Raw genomic sequence first — 22,330 nt, 5'->3', positions numbered from 1 at the left:
CGATGGAGTGGGAAGCGCCCGCCATCGTGTTGGATGCCCGCCCGTATGGCGAGGGCGATGCGCTGGCGACCGTGCTGACGGAGGAGTTCGGCGCGCATCGCGGCTTGGCCCGCGGTGGTGCGTCGCGGTCCAAGGCGGGAATCTGGCAACCCGGCAATCTGCTGGAGGTGCGCTGGGTGGCCCGCTTGTCGGACCAACTCGGCTCGTTCACGGCCGAATTGGTGCATCCCGGCGCGGCGTTGGCGATGGACGACGCGCTGGCGCTGTCCGTGCTGTCCAGCGCGTGCGCCGTGGCGGAGGGCGCGCTGACTGAGCGGGAGCCGCACCCGCTAGTGTTCGCCGGGCTGCTGGCGCTGATCACTCGGTTGCCGGTCGGACCGGCGGTGTTGGCCGATCTGGTGCGGTGGGAAATGGCGCTGCTAGCCGAGCTTGGATACGGCCTGGACCTCACCCAATGCGTGCTGAGCGGGGAGACGGACGGGCTGATTTGGGTGTCTCCGCGGACCGGTCGCGCGGTGAGCGATGCGGCGGCCGGGCCGTGGAAGGAACGGCTGCTGCCCCTGCCCGCCTTCCTGCGACCCGGCGCCAATGACGCGGTGGCGGATGCTGCACAATGGGCGCAGGGCTTGGCGATGACCGGTCATTTCCTGGGCCGCGACGCGTTCGGCACCCAGCACCGCCCGCTGCCTGCGGCACGCGACCGGCTGGTGGCGCGGGTGAATGGGTTGGCCGATCATGCTGGACACTAGCCCGCCGCCAATCCTGTTCCAGGACACCCATTTCGTCGTGCTGAACAAGCCGGCCGGCCTGGCAGTGCATCCGGGCCCGCGCGCCACCCCCAGTGTGGAGGATTGGTTTGCCGCCCTGTCACGCCGCAAGGACGGGCCGTGGCTGGTGCATCGGCTGGACACGGATACGGCCGGCTGCCTGGTGGTGGCGCTGCGCAAGACTCCGTTGCTGGCGGCGCAGGCGGTGTTCGCGGCCGGGCAGGCGCAGAAGACCTATTGGGCGGTGGTGAAGGGCGGCCCCACCGCCGAGTCCGGCAGCATCGATGCGCCGTTGGCCAAGCGCACCAGCCCAGCCGGCTGGCGCATGGTGCAGGACGGCTCCGCCCCGCCAGCGGTGACGGACTGGCAGGTGCGCGGCCGGGTGGACGGGATGAGCTGGTTGGAACTGCGCCCCCGCACCGGGCGCACGCACCAGGTGCGGGTGCATTGCGCGCTGCTGGGCTGCCCGGTGCTCGGGGACCCGGTTTATGGTGATGGCGCCGGCAAACTGCATCTGCTGGCACGCGCCATTCGCCTACCGCTGGACCCGGTATTGGAAGCGATCGCACCGCCGCCGCCGCACATGCTGGACGCGCTGGTGGCCTGCGGGTTTAAACCGTAATGATCACGTCCACCGTGTGGGCCAGGCTCGGGCGCCAGGCCGGCAGGTGGACGTCGAACACCCGGGCGAGCTTGCTGCAGTCCAGGCGGGAGTCCGGCGGGCGCTTGGCCGGGGTTGGCCAGTCGGCGGTGGCGATGGGGTTTACCGTCGGCATCGCGCGGCCATGGCGGGCGGCTTCCTCGAACGTGGCCAGCGCCAGGCCGTGCCAGGTGGTGCTGCCCGTGCCGGCGGCGTTGAAGATGCCGGCGTAGTCCGGGCGCCAACCATCCGCGACGCGGGCGGCAATGGCGAGGATGGCGTCGGCCAGGTCCCCGGCATTGGTCGGGCATCCATGCTGGTCGGCCACCACTTTGAGCGTCTTGGTCTTCTGCGCGGCGCCCAGCATGGTGCGGACGAAGTTCTTGCCGATGGCGGCGTAGACCCAGGAGGTCCGCAGCACGATGGCGCGGTCGTACGACAACACCGCCTGCTCACCGGCCAGTTTGCTGCTGCCGTAGACACCGGTGGGGCAGGTCGGGTCCGTCTCGACATAAGGCGCGCCCTTGCGACCGTCGAACACGTAATCGGTGGAAATATGGACCAGCGGGATGCCGGCCGCGGCGCAGAGCCGGGCCAATTCGGCCGGGCCGTCGCGGTTGGCGCGTAACGCGGCTGCCTCCTCCGCTTCCGCGGCATCGACGGCGGTCCAGGCGGCAGCGTTCACCACGAGGCTGGGTTGCACCTGGTCGAAACTGGCGGCGATGGTTTCGGGCCGGTCGAAGTCGAACTCGGGCCGGCCGACCCGGCTCACCTGGGCCGATCGGGCCGCCAGTTCGGTGGCAACCTGGCCAGCCCCGCCGGTGACCAGGATCATACCCGGAACCAGACCGGCATATCGGCCCAACTCGACGCCACCTTGTCCTTCTCGGACAGTTGGATCTCCGCCGCCGGGATCGGCCACGAGATTGCCAGGTCCGGGTCGTTCCACAGCACCGCCCGCTCGGACGCCTTATCGTAATAATCGGTGGTTTTGTAGACCACCTCGGTATCCGGCTCCATCGTGCAGAAGCCGTGCAGGAAGCCGGGCGGGACCCAGAGCTGCTGCCAATTGGCGGCACTCAGCTCCACGCCCACATGGCGGCCAAACGTGCGGGAGCCGCGGCGGGCATCCACCGCCACGTCCCAGATCGAACCGCGCACCACCCGCACCAGCTTGCCCTGGGCATGCGGGTCCAACTGGCAGTGCAACCCGCGCAGCACGCCACGGGCCTGCGACATGCTGTGATTATCCTGGACGAAAGGCAGGTCGATCCCGGCATCCTGCATGTCCCGCGCCTTCCACGTTTCGGAGAAGAAGCCGCGCGCGTCACCGAACCGCGCCGGGGTGAACAACAGCAGTTCGGGAATGGCGAGGCGTTCGAACTTCATGCATGCACTCCGTCGGCAAGTTCCAGCAGCAGCCGGCCCAGTTCCGTCTTGCTCAGCGCCAGGGCCCGGGTTCGCAGGGTGGCGGCATCGATGAAGCCCATGCGGAATGCGACCTCCTCCGGGCAGCCGACCAGCATGCCTTGGCGGGACTGGATGGTCTGCACGAAGGTCGACGCCTGCAACAGACTGTCCGGCGTGCCCGCATCCAGCCAGGCGCAACCGCGGCCCAGCCGTTCCACCGTCAGCGACCCCGCCTCCATATAGAGGCGGTTCAGGTCGGTGATCTCCAACTCGCCACGCGGCGAGGGTTTCACCTGCCGGGCAAGCTCGCTCACCCGGTGATCGTAGAAATACAGCCCGATCACCGCCCAGTTGGACAGCGGCGTCGTGGGCTTTTCCACGATGCTGGTGGCGCGCCCGGCGGCGTCGAACGACACCACGCCATACCGCTCCGGGTCGCGCACCTGGTAGGCGAAGACGGTGGCGCCCTCGGTGCGCTGGGCGGTGGCCTGCAGGGTGAGGCTGAGGTGGTCGCCGAAGATCATGTTGTCGCCCAGCACCAGGGCGCACGCCTCCCCGCCCAACCAGTCGGCGCCGATCAGGAAAGCCTGGGCCAACCCGTCCGGCGAGGGCTGTTCGGCATAGGTGAAGCGGCAGCCAAGCTGGGAGCCATCGCCCAGCAACCGCCGGAACATCGGCAGATCCACCGGGGTGGAGATGATGAGGATGTCGCGGATTCCCGACAGCATCAGGATCGACAGCGGGTAGTAGACCATCGGCTTGTCGTAGACCGGCAGCAATTGCTTGCTGGCCGCCAGCGTCATCGGATGCAGCCGCGTGCCAGAGCCACCGGCGAGGAGAATGCCCTTCACGCTGCCGCGACCGGCTGAAGCGGCGCTGCCGTCCCCAAACGCTGCCCGGCGTAGCGCCCGGCACGGATGCGGTCCCACCAGGCGCGATTGTTCACATACCACTCCACCGTGCGCTGCAGCCCGCGGTCGAAATCATGCGGGGCGCGCCAATCCAGGGCGGAGTGGGCCCGCGCCGGGTCGATCTCGTAGCGGAAATCGTGGCCGGGGCGGTCGGTGACGAAGTGGATCAGCCGCTCGCGCGGGCCGGCCGGGTCGGGCTGCAGGCGGTCCAGCGCGGCGCAGATGGATTTCACCACCTGCAGGTTACTGCGCGGTTGCTGGGCGCCGATCGCCAGGGTGGCGCCGGGTTCGGCCCGCTCCAGCGCCAGCACCAGTGCCTCGGCATGGTCGTCGACGAACAGCCAGTCCCGCTGGTTGGACCCGTCGCCATAGACCGGCAGGGATTTGCCCTCCAGCGCGTTCAGCGTCACCAGGGGGATCAGCTTCTCCGGGAATTGCCAGGGGCCGTAATTGTTCGTGGTGTTGGTGACGAAGGTCGGCAGGCCATACGTGTGCCACCACGCGCGGACCAGGTGGTCGGACGCGGCCTTGCTGGCGGAATATGGGCTGCGCGGGTCGTAGGGTGTGGTCTCGGTAAAGGGCGGGTCGTTCACCTCCAGCGCGCCGAACACCTCGTCGGTGGACACGTGATGGAAGCGGAAGGCGGCACGCCGGGCCGGGTCGAGCCCCGCCCAGTAGGCCCGCGCGGCCTCCAGCAGGACGAAGGTGCCGACGACGTTGGTCTGCACGAACGGCCCCGGCCCGTCGATCGAGCGGTCGACATGGGTTTCGGCCGCCAGGTGCATCACCGCGTCCGGCTGGTGGGTGGCGAACACCTGCTGCATGGCCGCGGCATCCGTGATGTCGGCGTGGATCAGGACGTGCCGGGCATGGCCCCGCGCCTCCTCCAGCGCATCTTCCGAGGCGGCATAGGACATCTTGTCGACATTGATGATCGTGGCGTCGCGGTGCCGGATCAAATACCGCACAACGGCCGAGCCAATGAAGCCGCAGCCACCGGTGAGCAGCAGTCGCATTTTGAAACCTGTTCTTGTAACCGTCTCAATCTGCCATCCAGCCGCCACCGCAGCAACCAAGGCAGTGATTCCGCCTAGGCCGAGCCACTCAGCAGGGTTTTGCGGTAACGCCGCTGCCGCCGGCGCAGTGCCGCATCCGGCCCCACCAGTTTGGCCACGACATCATGGATCCGGGCGATCTCCGCTGAATGGGCCGCCGCCCCGATGCGGGCGGTGACGCTGGCGGCATGGCGGCGATGGTGGTTCAGCGGCTTGGACACATAGGCGACCTGCGCGCCTTCCCGCGCCAGCACCTCCGCATACAGGCGCCAATCCCCAGCGACCCTGAACTCGCGCAATTCGGCCTCGCAGCGGCGTAGGGCGGCCAGCAATTCCTCCCGGTGCCACAAGACGGCGCTGGCATTCATGATCAGGTTGCGCTCGGCCAGGTGGCTGCGCAGGAAGGCGGCGCCCTCGAACACGGCGTCCGTCGCCAGCACGCTGGGGCCGTAATAGGTCTTGTGGTCGGGCCACATCGTCGCGCCGGCCGGGTCGATGGCGCGGCTATCGCAGAAGGCGAACGCCGGGTCCCGCGCCCTGGCCGCCGCGGCGGCCAGGGCGGCCAACATGCTCGGTTCCGCCCCATCGTCGGCCTCGGCGATCCACAACCACTCGCCGGTCGCCAACTCGGCCGCGCGGCGCCATTGCGCGAAAACCGAGCCGGAGCGGCGGTCCTGCCGTACCAGGCGGATACGCCGGTTCCACGCCTGCGCCGTCCGCTCGATCACCGTGACACTGTCGTCGGTGGAGGCGTCATCGATCACGATGATCTCGGTCACGGGGTAGGACTGCGCGAAGATCGAGGCCAGTCGCTCCTCCAGATAGCGGCCATAGTCGCAATTCGGCACCACGACCGAGATCGGCAGCATGGCCGGGCGCGCCAGGGACAGCAGCCGGGCGGTGTAATCCTCGAACCGGAAGGCGGCGCGACCGGTAGCCGACAATCTGGCCCGGCGCGCCGAAGTGGCGCCCAACGCCTCCTGCAACGCGCCATCGACCATGGCGGCAACGTCACCCAGCGGCACGGAGCGGCCGCCGCCGTAATAGGTGAGCAGGTCGGGGATGCCGCCCGTTTCCTGGAACGCGACGACGGGCGTGCCGACCGCCATCGCCTCCAGCGCCACGGAGGGCAACGGATCTTCCCGCGAGGTCAACAGAAACACGTCGGCCGCGGCCAACAGGGCGGCCGGATCCGGCCGCGGACCCAGGAACCGGAATGTGTTGGTCGCCTCCGCCGCGGCGATCTCGGTGCCGAGATAGGCCTTGGTGGTTGGGTCGATTCCGCCAGCCCAGGCGAAACACATGGGTGGCTGGACATCCCGCGTGACCCGCCAGGCCTGGAGGAACAGGTCGAAGCCTTTGCGCAAATCCGCGTAGCCCATGCCCAGGGCTAGAAGGCCACCAACGGGCACCCGCAATTCGGCCCGCACCGCCGCCAGAACGGGCGGGGCCGGCGTGTCTGGCAGATCGATGCCCTGCGGCAGGACCACAGCATGGCGTGGCGTGGCCGCCAGCGCTTCGTAGCACCGCTCGCGCACCAATTCGGCCGGGAATACCACCGTATCGACCACGGCCAACGCCTGCCGCAATGGCTCCTGCAGGCCCTTTTCCTGCAGCAACCGCGGCAATTCATGAACCAACAGCACGGACTGGATGCCATGGCGTTGCAGCAGCGGCACCACCCCGGCACTGGCGGCGCTGTTGACGATAGCGGCGTTGCACCCGCCAGCGCGGGCGGCTTGCAGCAGCCCATCCAGTTGGTCGAGCCCGCCTGCCACGGTGGTTGGCGCCACGCTGCGATAATCCGCCTCCATCACGCCACCGCCCAGCAGCAGGAACGCGATATCGACCCCGTGGCCGGCCCGAAGCGCCCGGCCGATGCGCAACAGCAGGGTCTGCGCGCCATGCGCCAGCGCATCATGGCCGATCAGCAGCACCCGGGTGCGGGATTCCACCGCCGGCAGGCCGCTCACGGCGCGGGCGGTGGCGTTCAGGAATGCCCCGCCCCAATGCACGTCCGGCTCCAGCGTCGCGCCCTCGGCCCACTCGTTCCAGGCATTGATGCAGACGATCGCCTCCCCCTCGATCCGGTTGCGCCTGGCGTAGCGGATCAGGTCCTCCAACCAGGCCTGATACAGCGCCGGGGTGGCGCCATGCAGCACGGTGCCCGCGCCCTGGCGGCGCGGGTCGTTATCCCAGCCGGGCACGACGGTCTTGATCAACGGGTATGGCGGCGCGGCTTCGTCCACCGAGGCGCGGGCGATGGCGGCGTAGTCGTAGACCTGGGCATCGAACGCAGGGTCCAGCACATGCAACTGGTCGGTGATCATCGGCACCTGCGACGTCAGCTTATGCGGCGGAAACTCCACTGCGGCATCCATGCCGAACTCCCGCGGGTCGGTATCGCCGAAGCTTTGGCCCATGATGAAGATCGGGTCTTCGCCATGCGCCGCCTGGAACAATCGCCGCCACCGCGCCACCGTGGCGGCGGTGTCGGGGATCAACCGCGGGCGATACACCATCAGCACCGGCCGGCCACCGATGCGGATATATCGCGGGTCGGCGAAATGCCGGGCGAACTCGTCCACCAAGGCGCGCTCGTCGCGGGAATGGTAATCCTGGCTCAGCAGGATCTCGTGTTCCGAGCCATCCCAACGCCGCGTCCAATTCTCATTCGCCCACATCAGGCAGAACGGCATGTCCAGGGTTGGATCGGCAAGCAAGGCCTCCAGCGGCCCCTCCAGCAGGCGGCGACCGTTGAACCAGTAGAAATAGACGACGAAGCCGTGCAGCCCGGCGCCCTTCGCCATCGCGATCTGGCGGTGCAGCGTGTCGGTGCTGTCCAGGCGGTAATGGCCTAGATCGCGCGGGATGCGCGGCTGATAATGCCCGGCGAAACGCGGCAGGGCGCGGCCCAGATTGGTCCATTCGGTAAAGCCCTTGCCCCACCAGGCCTCGTTTTCCGGCACCGGATGATATTGCGGCAGGTAATACGCCAGCAGCTTGGCCTGCGCCGGAAGACCGGGCGGCAAGGGCGCCACTTCCTCGAACCCGGCATTCGGGCGGGTGTTCTTGCGCACCTCGTCGGCGATGTTGGGCACGCTGGCGTCCAGCCGCGATTGTTCGCGCCAGCGCAGCAGGCCCAGCAGCGGGTTGGGATCCAGCGCCGCGCCGGGCCAGCGGCGCGGATCGAAACCCGGGGACGGTGAGCGGCCCTCGCTGAACCCGCGCACCAGATAATGCTCCATCGGGTCCATCCCGGCGGAGGCGACGTCCTCGTTGTTCTTCAGGTAATGCGCGCTATCGAACTCGGCGATCGGGCTGAAATTGCCGCTCTGGCGGTGGCGCAGGAAATGCGTCAGGCACAACTCATCAGCGGGCACCGCGTGTTGGGCGCGATACCAAACCGGGTCGAAATACGGCACCGGCCGCCGGCCAGCCGCCTCGCCGACCTGGATGTAGTGCAGCAGCGGATCGGCCATGCAATCCGGGTTGCGGGCGCGATAATAATCCGGATCGAAGTATTGATTGGGCCAGCGATTCTCCCGCCAGCCATAGCGATGCCAGTGGACCATCGCGCGTGGGCCGTTATCGCCCAGATCCGGGTTGCGCGCGAGAAACCACTCTCCCTCAAACAAGCCGGACTTCTGAATTAGGCTCAGCCTATCTTGCTCCGCCTGGTCTCCAGGAACCATCGTCAGCGGAGACTGCGGATCACTGCGTGCCATTAATGCGTGCCATTGGATCCGGGACCATTGCGGACGTGTTAGGGAACGGTAACCTAACCCTTAACCCTGCCAAGGGGCTTTGCAGGTCAATCCGCCCAACTTATGGTCGGTCACAACAATATACGGGAGTGAAACGATGCAAAGACGAGGGTTTATTACCGCATTAACGATGGCGAGTGCCGCCGCTGCTTTGCCGCGTCCCTCCCTGGCGCAGTCTGCCGGGTCGCGCACGCTGATTTTCGTGCCGCAAGCCAATCTAACCAGCCTGGACCCGGTGTGGACCACCGCAACGGTGACGCGCAATTTCGCCTATCTGGTCTACGACACACTCTACGGCGTGGACGAAAAACTGCAGCCGCAGCCGCAAATGGCGCAGGGCCACACGATCGAGGATGACGGCAAGCGTTGGACGATCACGCTGCGGCCGAACTTGAAATTCCACGATGGCAGCCCGGTCCGCGCGGTCGACTGCGCCGCGTCGATCAAGCGCTGGATGAAGCGCGATTCGCTGGGCCAGACCGTCGCCAGCCGTCTGGACGCGATCGAGACGCCGAATGACACCACGCTGGTGTTCCGCCTGAACAAGCCGTTCGCCTCGCTGGCCTGGGCGCTGGGCAAGTCCCAGCCGAGCCCGCCGGTCATCATGCCGGAGCGGCTGGCCAACACGGACGCGTTCAAGGCCGTGACGGAGGTCGTGGGCAGCGGCCCGTTCCGCTTCGTGACGAACGAATACATCTCGGGCAGCCGCGCCATCTTCGCCAAGTTCGATGGCTACGTGCCCCGCGACGAGGCGCCGAGTGCCACCGCCGGGGCCAAGCGCCCGCTGGTGGACCGGGTCGAGTGGCGGATCATCCCAGAAGCCGCGACCGCTGCTGCCGCGTTGCGCGCTGGCGAGGTCGATTGGGTGGAGCAGCCGCTGACCGACCTGATCCCGCAACTGCGCAACGACGCCTCGCTGCGGGTGGACCGGCTGGACCCATTCGGCCTGTACCCGGTGCTGCGGTTCAACAGCCTACAGGGCCCGACCGCCAATAAGGGTGTGCGCCAGGCGCTGCTGGCCGCGCTGAACCCGATCGAAGTGATGCAGGCGGTGATGGGCGACGATGCCTCCGCCTACCACGCCCCGATCGGCTGCTTCCTGCCCGGCACCGAGTCCGCCAACGACGCCGGCATGGACCGGCTGGGCGGCAAACGCACGGTGGCGGAGATCAAGAAGATGCTGGATGACGCGAAATACGACGGCTCGCCGGTCATCCTGCTGCACCCGACCGACCAGCCCTATTACGACGCGATGGCCCAGGTGACGCTGGCGACCTGCAAACGGGTTGGCATCGCGGTCACGGATGCGGCGATGGATTTCGGCACCGTCGTGCAACGCCGCGCCAGCAAGGAGCCGTTGGACAAGGGCGGTTGGTCGATGTTCTCGTCCTCCTTCCCGGCGCTGGACTACGTGGACCCGCTGGGCGCCCCGGCGTTGCGCGGCAATGGCGCCGGCGCCTGGTATGGCTGGCCCACCGCCGCCAAGGTGGAGTCCGCCCGCGACGCCTGGCTGGAGAGCAACGACGTCGGGGAGCGCAAGCGCCTGGCGACGGAGATGCAGGCGGCCGTGTTCGAGGAAGCGCTGTATGCGCCGATGGGCCAGTATTTCCAGAGCACGGCCTGGAACAAGCGGATCACCGGGCAGCTCAAGGCGCCCGTCCCGGTGTTCTGGAACCTGCAAAAGGCCTGAGCCGCCGCGCGCTGGTCCAAGCCCCCGATCTGGACCGGCGCGCCCGCCTGCTGTAGCCAGCGCGCGTGCTTGATACAGGTCTTACCCTCGTCACCGGCTCTACCGGGTTTGTCGGCTCGGCCGTGGCGCGTGCGCTACTGGCGCGTGGCCACGCCATTCGCCTGCTGGTGCGGGAGGGGAGCGACCGCAGCAACATCGCCGGGCTGCCCGCCGAACTGGCCGTGGGCGACCTGAAGGAGCCGGCATCGCTGGAGCGAGCGGCGGTGGGCTGCCGCTACGTGGTGCACGTGGCGGCGGATTACCGGCTATGGGTCCCGGATCCGGAGGCGATGAACCGCGCCAACGTCGATGGCAGCCGGGCACTGTTTTTGGCGGCGCAGGCGGCCGGGGCGCAGCGCATGGTGTATTGCAGCAGCGTCGCGGCGCTGGGCCTGGTCGGCGACGGCACGCCAGGGACCGAGACGACGCCGAACTCGCTGGAAAAGGTCATCGGCGTCTACAAGAAGTCCAAATACCTGGCCGAACAGGCCGTGCTGGCGCTGGCGCGGGATGGCGTGCCGGTCGTCATCGTGAACCCCAGCGCCCCGATCGGCCCGCGCGACATCAAGCCGACGCCCACCGGCAAGATGATCACCGACACCGCCGCCGGGCGCATGCCGGCCTATGTCGATACCGGGCTGAACGTCGTGCATGTGGACGATGTGGCGCAGGGCCACGTGCTGGCGCTGGAGCGGGGTCGGGTCGGCGAATGCTACATCCTCGGCGGCGAGGATATGGGCATGCAGAGCCTGCTGGCCATGGTGGCCGACATCGTCGGGCGCAAGCCGCCGCGGGTGAAGCTGCCGGTCGCCGCGCTGTATCCGTTGGCGCTGGCCAGCGAGGGCCTGGCGAAAGTCGCAGGGATCGAGCCGATCGTGACCCGCGACATTCTGGCGATGGCGAAGAAGAAGATGTTCTTCTCGTCCGCCAAGGCGCAGGCCGAACTGGGCTACACCTACCGCCCGGCACGCGAGGCGGTGGCCGACGCGATCGCCTGGTTCCGCGACGCTGGGCGGTTGCCGGCATGATCGCGATCGCCCTGCTGGCCCTGGCCACCTGGGTGTATCTGCTGGCCTGGCACGGCCGATTCTGGTCCGCCGGCCCGATACTGGCGCCCGCCATTCCCACCGACGCGCCGGCCCTGGATATCGTGGTGCCGGCGCGGGACGAGGCAGAGAGCATCGAACGCTGCCTCCGTTCCCTGCTGGGGCAGGCGTATCCGGGCACGCTGCGCATCTTCCTGGTCGACGACCGCAGCAGCGACGGCACCGGCGCCATCGCGCGCAGCCTGGCCGATCCGCGCCTGGTGGTGATCGACGGCGCCCCCCGCCCCGACGGGTGGAGCGGCAAGCTTTGGGCCGTGGCGCAGGGCGTGCGGCGCGGCGACGCTCCGGTCGTGCTGCTATGCGACGCCGACATCGTGCATGACCCGGCGCACGTTGCCACCCTGGTCGCCAAGCTGGAGAGCGCCAAGCTGGACCAGGTGTCGGAGATGGTGGAGCTGAACTGCACGAGCTTCGCCGAGCGGGCTTTGGTGCCCGCCTTCGTGTTCTTCTTCCAATTGCTGTATCCCTTCGCGCGCGTGAACGACCCGGCGAACAGCACGGCTGCCGCGGCCGGGGGCACGATCCTGATCCGCCGGGCGGCGCTGGAGCGGATCGGTGGAATCGAAGCAGTGCGGGGCAAATTGATCGACGACGTGGCGCTGGCAACCGCGGTGAAGCAGGGCGGCCACATCTGGCTGGGGCATAGCCAACTGGCACGCTCCATCCGCCCCTACCCGGAAGCCGTCGATGTATGGCGCATGGTGGCGCGCACGGCGTATGTGCAATTGCGTTTCTCGCCGCTGATCCTGCTGGGCACCATCGTGGGCCTGGCACTGGTGTGGCTGGCGCCGCCGTTGCTGGCGATCTTCGGCCACGGCCCGACACGCTGGGCCGGGCTTGCGGCATGGGTCGGCTCGGCCGCCAGCTACGTGCCGACGCTGCTGCGGTTCCGCCAATCGGTGCTGTGGGCGTTGGCGCTGCCGCTCGTCGCGGCTTTCTACATGGCGGCGACGATCGGCTCGGCGATCGACCACCATCGCGGCCGCGGCGTGGTGTGGAAGAACCGGGCCTATGGCGAGGCCGGAACATGAGCACGTCTGTCGAGGCCCCGTCCGGCAAGGGCAAAAGCGACGAGAACTTCCCGGTTGGTTCGCGGCTGATCCGTGCCTCGCTGCGCCCGCACGTGCATGCGTTTTACGATTTCGCCCGGCAAGCCGACGACATCGCCGACAGTGCGACGCTGAGTTCCGAGGACAAGGTCGCCCGGCTGGACGTGATGGGCGCAGTGCTAGTGGGCGACAAGCCGGATGGCTCGCCCAGCGCCACCCGGCTACGCGCCAGCCTGGCCGAAACCGGCGTCACGGCACAGCACTCGCTGGACCTGCTCCGCGCGTTCCGGCAGGACGCGACGAAGCTGCGTTATGCGTCATGGGACGAGTTGATCGAGTACTGCCGCTACTCCGCCATGCCGGTGGGGCGGCACGTGCTGGACCTGCACGGGGAGTCTACCGACACCTATGAGCCATCGGACGCGCTGTGTGCCTCGCTGCAGGTGCTGAACCACATGCAGGATTGCGCCGGGGATCTGGCGGAACTGGATCGCTGCTACATCCCGCAGGACATGCTGGCGGCGGCGGGGCTGACCACCGACGCCGTCACGGCGAGTGCCGCCTCGCCCGGGTTTCGGCAGGTGTTGAACCAGATGGTGGAACTGACCCAAGGCCTGAACCGTGCCGGCGCCGCCCTGCCCCGGCGCGTGAAGGACCGGCGGCTGCGCGTGGAAACCGCCGTCATCGCCGGGCTGGCGAAGCGGCTGACTGGACGGCTACACCGGGAAGACCCGCTGGCCGGCCGGGTAAAGCTGCGGCGGGGCGATGTGGTGGGCAGCGTGTTGCTGGCATTACCATGGCTGCGGTGAACCCGTTGGGCGCGCCGCCCGAGGATCTGGCCGCGGTCGAGGCGATCGTGAAGGCCGCCGGCACGTCGTTCTACCGCGGCATGCGCATCCTCCCGCCGGACCGGCGGATGGCAATGTACGCGATCTACGCATTCTGCCGCCTGGTGGACGACGTGGCCGACGAGGAAGCCCCGATCGAGGCGAAACACGCCGGGCTGCAGCAATGGCGGCAGGCAATTTCTGACGTCTATGCCGGCCACGGCCACGACGCGGTAACGCGCGTGCTGGTGGCGGCGGTGAAGGCGTTCGGGCTACGGCAGGAGGATTTCCTGGCCGTGATCGATGGCATGCAGATGGACGCCGATACCGTCATCGCCGCGCCGGATTTCGCCACGCTGGATCTGTATTGCGATCGGGTGGCCGCCGCGGTCGGCCGCCTGTCTGTGCGCGCCTTCGGCGACGGGTCCGCCCGGGCGGACGAGGTGGCGTTCTCGCTCGGCCGCGCCTTGCAACTGACCAACATTCTGCGCGACCTGGACGAGGATGCGGGGCGCGACCGGCTGTATCTGCCGCGCGAGTGGCTGGACGATGCGGGCGTGCCGCACGAACCGCGGGCGGCCCTCGCCTCGCCCCACTTGCCGGTGGTGTGCGACCGCATGCTGGCGGAGGCGCGGCGGCGTTTTGGGCTGGCGCATACAGCAATGGCGCAGTGCGACCAGAAGGCGATGCGGCCGGCGCGGCTGATGGGGGCGACTTACTCGGCAATTCTGGATATGGTGGAGAAGCGCGGCTGGGCGGCGCTGGACCAGCCCGTAAAGGTGCCGAAATGGCGTAAACTGGCGATCGTTGCACGCCATTTGCTATGAGCCGGGTTCATGTGATTGGCGCCGGCATGGCCGGGCTGGCCGCCGCGCTGGCGCTGGTGGACGCCGGACACGACGTGATCGTGTACGAGGCAGGTCCGGCCGCCGGCGGACGATGCCGGTCCTACCACGACAAGGAACTGGACTGCCGCATCGATAACGGCAACCACCTCTGGCTGTCCGGCAACCGGGCCATCGCGGGCTTCCTGCGCCGCGTCGGGTCGGAGGGGACGCTGGCCGGGCCGGCACGCTCGATGTTCCCGTTCTACGACGCGGCGACGGGCGAGCACTGGACGGTGGAGCCCAATGCCGGACCGATTCCCTGGTGGGTGCTGGCGCCCCGGCGTCGCGTGCCGGGGGCACGATTGCGCGAATATGCCGGGTTGCTGGCCCTGCTGCGGGCTGGTCCAGACGCCACCGTCGCCGACGTCATGCCGCATGGCGCGCTGAACGACCGGTTGATCGAGCCACTGGTGATCGCCGCGCTGAACACCGCGCCCGCCACCGGCAGCGCCGCGCTGATGGCGGCGGTCATGCGCGAGACCCTGATGCGCGGCGGCAGCGCCTGCATCCCCGCCTTCCCCAAGGACGGCCTGTCCGCCACCTTCATCGACCCGGCACTCGCCGTGCTGCGTGATGCCGGCGCCACCATCCATGTCGGTCGCCGGATCTCGGCCCTGGCGGTGGAGGGTGGCCGCGTCGCCACTCTCGCCGCGCCCCACGGGCCAGTGACGCTCGATGTCGGCGACGGCATCGTCCTGGCGGTGCCGGCGGCGGTGGCGCAATCGCTCCTGCCGGGCCTGACCGCACCGGAGGCGTTCGAGTCGATCGTTAATTTGCACTACCGCCACGACATGGCGCCAGGCCCGGTCGGCTTCGTAGGGCTGCTCGGCACCACGGCGGAGTGGGTTTTTGTGAAACCGGGTGTGGTTTCCGTCACCATCAGCGCGGCGAATAGGCTGATAGACCGTCCAGCTAGTGACTTAGCTGCAACAGTGTGGCCGGAACTGTGCGCCGCTCTCGGCATTGCGAAACCAATGCCGGCCTGGCGTGTCGTAAAGGAGAAGCGTGCGACGTTTGCGGCGACTCCAGCGGAGAACCGCAAGCGGCCAGGCGCGAGAATCGGCCTTGCAAATCTTGCGCTGGCCGGAGATTGGACCGACACCGGCCTGCCTGCCACCATTGAGGGTGCGATCAGGTCAGGTCAAACTGCCGCGGCGGCTCTTGAGTCCGTCGTTTGAGCCCGGATGGATGATGCCAAGCGAAACGCTTACCCGCCCCGAAACCGACACTCTCCAGACCTCGATCGACGCCGCCAAGGCCGCCCTGCTCTCCCGGCAGGCCGCGGACGGGCATTGGCTGTTCGAGTTGGAGGCGGATGCGACGATCCCGGCCGAATACGTGCTGTTGGAGCACTATCTCGACCGCATCGAGCCCGAGTTGGAAGCCAAGATCGGCGTCTACCTCCGGGGCATCCAGGGCCGCGAAGGCGGTTGGCCGCTGTTCTACGATGGCGCGCCCGACCTATCCGTAACGGTCAAGGCTTACTTCGCCCTTAAGGCGATCGGTGACTCCGCGGACGCGCCGCACATGGTGCGGGCGCGCGAGTGCATCCTGCGCATGGGCGGGGCCGAGCGGAGCAACGTGTTCTGCCGGGTGCAATTGGCGCTATTCGGCCAGGTGCCGTGGCGCGCGACCCCGGTGATGCCGGTCGAGATCATGCACCTGCCGCGGTGGTTCTTCTTCCACCTGTCGAAGGTGTCATACTGGTCCCGCACGGTGATGGTGCCGCTCCTGGTGCTGATGGCGCTGCGCCCGCAAGCCCGCAACCCGCGCGGCATCTCGGTGCAGGAACTGTTCTGCACCCCGCCCGAGCAGGTGAAGGACTGGTTCCGCGGCCCGTATCGCTCCGCCTGGGGGCCGGTATTCCGCAGGTTGGATTCGGTGCTGCGGCCGATCATGCCGTTCTTTCCCCTCCGGTCCCGCCGCAGCGCCGTCGAAGCTGCGGTGCAATTCACGGTCGAGCGACTGAATGGCGAGGACGGGCTGGGCGCGATCTACCCGGCAATGGCCAACAGCGTGATGATGTTCGACGCGCTCGGCTACCCGGCGGATCATCCCGACGCCGTCACCGCCTGGGGCGCAGTGCGCAAGCTGCTGGTGGTGAAGCCGGACCGCGCCTATTGCCAACCCTGCCTGTCGCCGATCTGGGACACTGGGCTGGCAGCCCATGCGCTGGCCGAGGCTGGCGATGCCGAATCTGTCGAAGCCGCCAGCGACTGGCTGGTAAGCCGGCAGATCACCACGCTGAAGGGCGACTGGGCACTGAAGGTCCCAGACGTGGCACCGGGCGGCTGGGCGTTCCAGTACGAAAACGCGCATTACCCGGATGTGGACGACACTGCCGTGGTCGCCATGCTGCTCCACCGCAGCCGCGAGCCGGGCCACGCCCCGGCGATCGAGCGGGCACGCACCTGGATCTTGGGCATGCAGAGCCGTAATGGCGGCTGGGGCGCGTTCGACGTCGATAACGACTACCAGTTCCTGAACCACATCCCGTTCGCCGATCACGGCGCGCTGCTGGACCCGCCAACGGTCGACGTGACGGCGCGCTGCATGTCGTTCCTGGCCCAGTTGGGCCACACCATGCAGGACCCGGCCATGGCGCGAGGCCTCGCCTACATCCGGCGGGAGCAGGAGCCGGATGGCAGTTGGTTCGGGCGCTGGGGCACCAATTACATCTATGGCACCTGGTCCACACTCTGCGCGCTGAACGCGATCGGGCTGTCGCATGACGACCCGGCGATCCGTCGCGCCGCATCCTGGCTGATGTCGCGCCAACGCAGCGATGGCGGCTGGGGCGAAGACGAGGAGAGCTACGCCAACGCCCCCGCCGGGCAGTATAAGCAGAGCACCCCGTCGCAAACCGCATGGGCGCTGCTGGGGCTGATGGCGGCTGGCGAGGTCAATCACCCCGCCGTGGCCCAGGGCATCGAATACCTGCAGCGCACGCAACGCACCGATGGCGAGTGGGACGAACTGCCCTATACCGCCGTGGGTTTCCCGCGCGTGTTCTACCTGCGCTACCACGGTTATCGCCTGTTCTTCCCGCTGATGGCGATGGCGCGGTATCGGAACCTGCTCAGTGGAAACGACCGCCGGGTCGCGTTCGGCTTCTAGCCCGTGCTGGGCGTCGTCGTCGGCCTGGTGGCGGAGGCGCGGATAGCCCGCGGCCTTGGGATCGAGGTCGCGGTCGGCGGTGGCGATGCCGCCGGGGCTGCGGTGGCAGCAAACCGCTTGGCCGAGTCGGGCGTCACCGGTCTCATCAGCTTCGGCCTGGCCGGCGGATTGTCGCCCGAACTGGCCGCCGGTCTAGTAATCGTGCCCGAGGGCGTCGTGGCGGAGGATGGCACATTGTGGCGCGCCAACCCGGCACTGGCAGCGCGCTTGGGTGTGGCCGGCGGATTGCTGCTGGCGGCCAGCGCGATCATCGGCACCCGACAGGATAAATTCGCAGCCTGGCGGCGCACGGGTGCATCGGCCGCCGATCTGGAAAGCGGCGCAGTGGCCCGGGTCGCGGCGGAACACGGCTTGCCCTTCGCCGTGCTGCGCGCCATCTGCGACCCGGCGGATCGCGACCTGCCGCCCGCCGCGATGACGGCACTGGATGCGAACGGCCGCATCCGGCCGGCCGCGCTGCTGCGTTCGCTCGCCCGGCACCCCGGCCAGATCTCCGGCCTCATCGCGCTCGGGCGGGAAGCCGCCTCCGCCCGCACGGCGTTGCTGGCGCGGGTCGCGGCCATCGGGCCACTTGCGTGATGTCACCCAAGGTGAGTTGACCACCGGGCAACCCCGTGACGTTAGGTCGGCACACTCGGGGAGGCCGCCATGGAACCGATCAAGCAGACAACCCGCTATCACGAGATGGCGGATCCGCAGGTGCAGCCGCGCTTTTCTGGCATCCCGACATTCTTCCGCGCGCCCTACGAGCAGGATCTCACCCAAGTCGATATCGGCGTGATCGGCGTGCCATTCGATGGCGGCGTCACCAATCGGCCAGGCACCCGGCACGGCCCGCGCGAGATCCGCAACCAGTCCAGCCTCTCCCGCCGGATCAACACCGCCACCGGCGTGCAGCCCTTCGACGGATTGCGCGTGCGCGATTTGGGCGATGCCTGGATCGAGCAGCCCTACAACCTCGAACCCGCCTTGGGCGAGATCGAGGCGTTCTACCGCAAGGTTGTCTCCGCTGGCGTGGTGCCGCTCTCGGCCGGGGGCGATCACTCGATGACGCTGCCGATCCTGCGCGCGGTCGGGGCGAATGGCCCGGTCGGAATGGTCCACATCGACGCGCATGCCGACACCGGCGACGAGTACATGGGCTCCCGCTACCACCACGGCACGCCGTTCCGCCGCGCGGTGGACGAGGGATTGCTGGACCCGAAGCGGGTGATCCAGATCGGTATTCGCGGCCACAGCAATGTGGCGGGTGGGCTGTGGAGCTTCAGCGAATCCAGCGGCATGCGCGTCATGCCGATCGAGGAACTGGCCGATCGCGGCTGGCGCTGGGCGGTGGAGGAGGCACGCCGGGTCGTGGGCGACGGCGCGACATATCTGTCGTTCGACATCGACAGCCTGGACCCGATCTACGCCCCCGGCACCGGCACGCCCGAACCCGGCGGCATCACCATGCTGGAGGCGCTGCGCATGGTGCGCGGGCTGACCGGGCTGAACTTCGTCGGCGGCGACGTGGTGGAGGTGTCACCCCCGTTCGATGTCGGCGGCATCACTGCCATGCACGGCGCGGCGATGCTGTTCGAAATCCTGTGCGTGCTGGCCGCTGCCCGGAAGCAACGGGCAAAAAAATAGGGCAGAGAGCCCGCGCCCTCCGCCCTATTCTATCTCACGACGGCGCGGCTAGTCCGCGTCGGACATCTCGGCCGCCTTCGGCTTGTGGCGGATCTGCTCCATCTTCTGCTGCACGTGCTTGCTGAACGTGTATTCGGCCGGGCGCTGCTTATCCAATGGGATCTCCGGCGCCATCGGCCCGGTGGTGCGCGGGCCGCGCAGGGCGACCATCATGGTCTTGATCGGGCTTTTGACGGCGTCGACCACGGCGGTGCTCTCGTAGCCGGAATGGACCATGCAGTCGGCGCATTTCTCGTAATTGCCGGTGCCGTACTTGTCCCAGTCCGTGGTCTCCATCAACTCGGTATAGGTCTTGGCGTAACCCTCACCCAGCAGGTAGCAGGGGCGCTGCCAGCCGAATACGTTGCGGGTCGGCTTGCCCCATGGCGTGCAATGATAGCTCTCGTTGCCAGCCAGGAAGTTCATGAAGAGCGGGGACTGGGTGAACTTCCAGCCCTTGCCCTTGCCGCGGGTCAGGATGTCGCGGAAGAGCTGCTTGGTCTTCTGGCGGGACAGGAAATGGGCCTGGTCGGGCGCACGCTCGTAGGCATAACCAGGGGACGTCATGATCCCGTCGATACCCATCGCCATCACGTCGTCAAAAAATTTGGCCACGCGATCGGCCTGTGCGCCGTCGAACAGGGTGCAGTTGATGGACAGGCGGAAGCCACGCTCCTTCGCCTTCTTGATGGCGGAGATGGCACGTTCGTAAACGCCGTCCTGGCTCACGGCCTTGTCGTGCATCTCCTTGTCACCATCCAAATGGACGTCCCAGGAGAAAAACGGGTTCGGCTTGTAGTCGTCCATCTTCTTCTCGAGCAACAGGGCGTTCGTGCAGAGATAGACGAACTTCTTCCGCTCCAGGATCTTGGCGACGATCTCCGGCATCTCACGATGCAGCAGCGGCTCACCGCCAGCGATGGCAACGACGGGGGCGCCGCACTCATCCACAGCCTCCAGCGCGTCGGCGACCGACAGGCGCTGGTTCAGGATCTCGTTCGGATAATCGATCTTGCCGCAGCCGGAGCAGGCCAGGTTGCAGCGGAACAACGGCTCCAGCATCAGGACCAACGGGTAGCGTTTGCGCCCGGTCAAATGCTGCTTCACCACATAGGCTCCGACCCGGAGAACCTGCTGCACGGGAATCGACATCTACCTCATTCTCCTATGCCGGGGCGGGAGCCCCAGCGGATCGTGGACGGCGACATACACGCCGGTGGCCTATGAACGCAAAGGCCTGCACGCGCCGATCCCGGCATTGTGCACTGCAAGCCTGGCATGTTGAAGGCCAGTAAGCCGATTACAACCGCCAGGTTTCATGATCGCTGCGACAGCGTGCTGTTCGGCCACAACCTCGCATCGTGCCACTGGCCCTACCGGGCTACAATAGGTTACAATGCGGCTTCGTGGCGCGACTGCATCATCCGCAGTCCAACCTGTTGCCAAAAAGTCGCGAAATTGCCCCCAACAGCCTCTGCATCTTGCAACGGGCGGGTCGGCAGTGTTTGTTTGGAGGGATTATGCCTCCGCGACCTCGCCAATTTGGCGGGGTGCCAGCAAAGCTTTCCGGAAGGGCGTGTCTGTGTTCAGGGTCATGAATGTCGGCTGATTCGCTCTTGCGTGACAACGCCGATGCACTTGGGGCCGCGATGGCGGACGCCGTCATCGTTACCGAAGCAGCGCTCGACGAATTGCTCGGCCAGCCGGAGGGTGCGGAAGGCAGGCTCATCGAATCCATGCGCTATGCGAGCCTGAACGGCGGCAAGCGCCTGCGCGGCTTCCTGGTGCTGGAAATCGCCAGCCTGTTCGACGTGCCGCGTCCCAGGGCTGCCCGCGTCGCCGCGTCGGTGGAAATGCTGCACGCCTACTCGCTGGTGCACGACGACCTTCCGGCGATGGACGACGACGATCTGCGTCGTGGCAAGCCAAGCACACACATGGCGTTCGACGAAGCCACCGCTATTTTGGCAGGCGACGCTCTGCAGGCCCGCGCGTTCGAAGTGCTGGCGGCGGAGGGTACGCACCCCGACCCGCTGGCGCGCTGCGAGCTGGTCGCGGCGCTGGGCGCCGCCAGTGGCGCCCGCGGAATGGCAGGGGGTCAAATGATCGATATGGCGGCTGAAGGCCGGACACTGAGCGAGGCCGAGGTCGAGCGTCTGCAGGCGCTGAAGACCGGTCGGTTGATCCAATATAGCGCAGAGGCCGGGGCGATCCTGGGTCGCGCCAGCCCGTCGGCTCGGTCCAAGATTGCAGCGTATGGGCGGGATTTGGGCACTGCATTCCAGATCGCCGATGACGTATTGGACGCCGCGGGCGACACCGCGGCGATCGGCAAGACCGCCGGCAAGGATGCCGCTGCCGGGAAAGCAACTTTGGTTGCGCTGCTGGGCTTGGAGGGCGCCACGGCGCGGGCCCGGGCACTCAGCGACGAAGCGATTTCCCATCTGGATATGTTCGGGGCGCGGGCCGCGCGATTGAAGGATCTTGCCGCCTATGTCGTCTCCCGGGGATATTGAGTTGAACGCCCCGATTCTCCCGCCGCGCCTGTCGACCCCATTGTTGGATCGCGTGCGTGTGCCTGCGGATTTGCGCAATTTCTCTGCCGAGCAGCTTCGCCAACTGGCGGATGAGTTGCGGGCCGAGACGATCGACGCCGTTAGCACCACCGGCGGCCATCTCGGCGCCAGCCTAGGCGTGGTCGAACTCACCGTCGCCCTGCACGCCGTGTTCGACACGCCCAAGGATCGCGTGATCTGGGACGTCGGGCACCAATGCTACCCGCATAAGATCATCACCGGGCGCCGCGACCGCATTCGCACCCTGCGCCAGCCCGGCGGCCTGTCCGGCTTCACCCGCCGGTCCGAGAGCGAGTACGACCCGTTCGGCGCCGCCCACTCCTCCACCTCGATCTCCGCCGGGTTGGGCATGGCGGTGGCGTCCGACATGATGGGCGCCCCCCGCAACGTCATCGCCGTCATCGGCGACGGCGCGATGAGCGCCGGCATGGCCTACGAGGCGATGAACAACGCCGGCGCCATGAAGGCCCGCTTGGTCGTGGTGCTGAACGACAACGAGATGTCGATCGCCCCGCCCGTCGGCGCCATGAGCGCCTATCTGACCCGGCTGCTCAGCTCCAACTCGTTCCTGAACCTGCGCGACCTGGCCGCCCGCATGGCCAAGCGCTTCCCGTCCAGCATGGCCAAGACCGCCAAGCGGGCCGAGGAATATGCCCGCGGCATCCTCACCGGCGGCACGCTGTTCGAGGAACTGGGCTTCTACTACCTGGGCCCGATCGACGGCCACAATCTGGACCACCTGCTGCCCGTGCTGCGCAACG

Annotated in this window: 19 protein-coding genes; 13 read left to right on the top strand and 6 right to left on the bottom strand. The window is 67.8% G+C overall.

Features of this window, described 5'->3' with window-relative positions; all coding sequences use genetic code 11:
• Positions 1 to 2: 2 nt before the first annotated feature.
• Positions 3 to 749, top strand: coding sequence for a DNA repair protein RecO (gene recO / locus GSQ76_RS21380; protein ID WP_158746120.1), 747 nt, complete (start codon positions 3 to 5; stop codon positions 747 to 749).
• Positions 736 to 1,389 (top strand): RluA family pseudouridine synthase, encoded by a 654-nt coding sequence (locus GSQ76_RS21375; protein WP_174247378.1) that lies wholly within the window; start codon positions 736 to 738, stop codon positions 1,387 to 1,389. The genes recO and GSQ76_RS21375 overlap by 14 nt, the downstream gene beginning before the upstream one ends.
• Here GSQ76_RS21375 and rfbD read toward each other — a convergent pair.
• The 5 genes from rfbD to GSQ76_RS21350 all read right to left on the bottom strand — a co-directional run bounded on the left by rfbD (position 1,379) and on the right by GSQ76_RS21350 (position 8,511).
• Positions 1,379 to 2,242, bottom strand: a complete 864-nt coding sequence (rfbD, locus tag GSQ76_RS21370) for a dTDP-4-dehydrorhamnose reductase (RefSeq protein ID WP_174247377.1) — start codon at positions 2,240 to 2,242, stop codon at positions 1,379 to 1,381. The genes GSQ76_RS21375 and rfbD overlap by 11 nt on opposite strands.
• The gene (gene rfbC, locus GSQ76_RS21365; RefSeq protein WP_158746118.1) at positions 2,239 to 2,796 is read right to left on the bottom strand and encodes a dTDP-4-dehydrorhamnose 3,5-epimerase; all 558 of its coding nucleotides are present in this window, start codon (positions 2,794 to 2,796) and stop codon (positions 2,239 to 2,241) included. The genes rfbD and rfbC overlap by 4 nt, the downstream gene beginning before the upstream one ends.
• A complete protein-coding gene (rfbA, locus tag GSQ76_RS21360; protein WP_158746117.1) occupies positions 2,793 to 3,668 on the bottom strand; it encodes a glucose-1-phosphate thymidylyltransferase RfbA in 876 nt (291 codons plus the stop codon). Before rfbA ends, rfbC begins: the two co-directional genes overlap by 4 nt.
• The gene (rfbB, locus tag GSQ76_RS21355) at positions 3,665 to 4,744 is read right to left on the bottom strand and encodes a dTDP-glucose 4,6-dehydratase (protein WP_158746116.1); all 1,080 of its coding nucleotides are present in this window, start codon (positions 4,742 to 4,744) and stop codon (positions 3,665 to 3,667) included. Before rfbB ends, rfbA begins: the two co-directional genes overlap by 4 nt.
• 74 nt (positions 4,745 to 4,818) lie before the next feature.
• Complete coding sequence (locus tag GSQ76_RS21350; RefSeq protein ID WP_216851197.1) at positions 4,819 to 8,511, bottom strand: glycoside hydrolase family 99-like domain-containing protein; 3,693 nt, start codon at positions 8,509 to 8,511, stop codon at positions 4,819 to 4,821.
• A 136-nt stretch (positions 8,512 to 8,647) separates the two neighbouring features.
• On the opposite strand from GSQ76_RS21350, the gene GSQ76_RS21345 reads away from it, so the two are divergent.
• The 9 genes from GSQ76_RS21345 (at position 8,648) to GSQ76_RS21305 (ending at position 18,954) form a co-directional block, all read left to right on the top strand.
• Complete coding sequence (locus GSQ76_RS21345) at positions 8,648 to 10,240, top strand: ABC transporter substrate-binding protein (RefSeq protein ID WP_216851196.1); 1,593 nt, start codon at positions 8,648 to 8,650, stop codon at positions 10,238 to 10,240.
• Between the two features lie 65 nt (positions 10,241 to 10,305).
• A complete protein-coding gene (gene hpnA / locus GSQ76_RS21340) occupies positions 10,306 to 11,307 on the top strand; it encodes a hopanoid-associated sugar epimerase (protein ID WP_158746114.1) in 1,002 nt (333 codons plus the stop codon).
• A complete protein-coding gene (locus tag GSQ76_RS21335) occupies positions 11,304 to 12,416 on the top strand; it encodes a glycosyltransferase (protein ID WP_158746113.1) in 1,113 nt (370 codons plus the stop codon). The genes hpnA and GSQ76_RS21335 overlap by 4 nt, the downstream gene beginning before the upstream one ends.
• Positions 12,413 to 13,243, top strand: a complete 831-nt coding sequence (hpnC, locus tag GSQ76_RS21330) for a squalene synthase HpnC (protein ID WP_158746112.1) — start codon at positions 12,413 to 12,415, stop codon at positions 13,241 to 13,243. Before GSQ76_RS21335 ends, hpnC begins: the two co-directional genes overlap by 4 nt.
• Positions 13,231 to 14,088: a presqualene diphosphate synthase HpnD gene (hpnD, locus tag GSQ76_RS21325; protein WP_158746111.1), complete on the top strand. Its 858-nt coding sequence runs from the start codon at positions 13,231 to 13,233 to the stop codon at positions 14,086 to 14,088. The genes hpnC and hpnD overlap by 13 nt, the downstream gene beginning before the upstream one ends.
• Entirely contained in the window at positions 14,085 to 15,326 is a 1,242-nt protein-coding gene (hpnE, locus tag GSQ76_RS21320) for a hydroxysqualene dehydroxylase HpnE (protein WP_158746110.1), read from the top strand. Before hpnD ends, hpnE begins: the two co-directional genes overlap by 4 nt.
• A gap of 13 nt (positions 15,327 to 15,339) precedes the next feature.
• The gene (gene shc / locus GSQ76_RS21315; RefSeq protein WP_158746109.1) at positions 15,340 to 17,265 is read left to right on the top strand and encodes a squalene--hopene cyclase; all 1,926 of its coding nucleotides are present in this window, start codon (positions 15,340 to 15,342) and stop codon (positions 17,263 to 17,265) included.
• A gap of 3 nt (positions 17,266 to 17,268) precedes the next feature.
• A complete protein-coding gene (locus tag GSQ76_RS21310; RefSeq protein ID WP_158746108.1) occupies positions 17,269 to 17,904 on the top strand; it encodes a hypothetical protein in 636 nt (211 codons plus the stop codon).
• 69 nt (positions 17,905 to 17,973) lie between these two features.
• Complete coding sequence (locus tag GSQ76_RS21305) at positions 17,974 to 18,954, top strand: agmatinase (protein WP_254070548.1); 981 nt, start codon at positions 17,974 to 17,976, stop codon at positions 18,952 to 18,954.
• Positions 18,955 to 19,002: 48 nt separating this feature from the next.
• Here GSQ76_RS21305 and hpnH read toward each other — a convergent pair whose 3' ends face one another.
• On the bottom strand, positions 19,003 to 20,145 hold the full coding sequence (gene hpnH, locus GSQ76_RS21300; protein ID WP_158746107.1) for an adenosyl-hopene transferase HpnH: 1,143 nt from the start codon (positions 20,143 to 20,145) through the stop codon (positions 19,003 to 19,005).
• A gap of 446 nt (positions 20,146 to 20,591) precedes the next feature.
• On the opposite strand from hpnH, the gene GSQ76_RS21295 reads away from it, so the two are divergent.
• Positions 20,592 to 21,509 (top strand): polyprenyl synthetase family protein, encoded by a 918-nt coding sequence (locus GSQ76_RS21295; protein ID WP_408837019.1) that lies wholly within the window; start codon positions 20,592 to 20,594, stop codon positions 21,507 to 21,509.
• Positions 21,487 to 22,330, top strand: an 844-nt coding sequence (locus tag GSQ76_RS31330) for a 1-deoxy-D-xylulose-5-phosphate synthase N-terminal domain-containing protein (RefSeq protein WP_254070547.1), incomplete at its 3' end; no start/stop codon positions are given. The genes GSQ76_RS21295 and GSQ76_RS31330, both read left to right, overlap by 23 nt.

This window comes from Acidisphaera sp. L21, from assembly GCF_009765685.1.
Lineage (GTDB): Bacteria > Pseudomonadota > Alphaproteobacteria > Acetobacterales > Acetobacteraceae > LMUY01.
The sequence above is the reverse complement of the archived record's forward strand: the minus strand, read 5'-3'. Positions and strand labels throughout refer to the sequence as shown.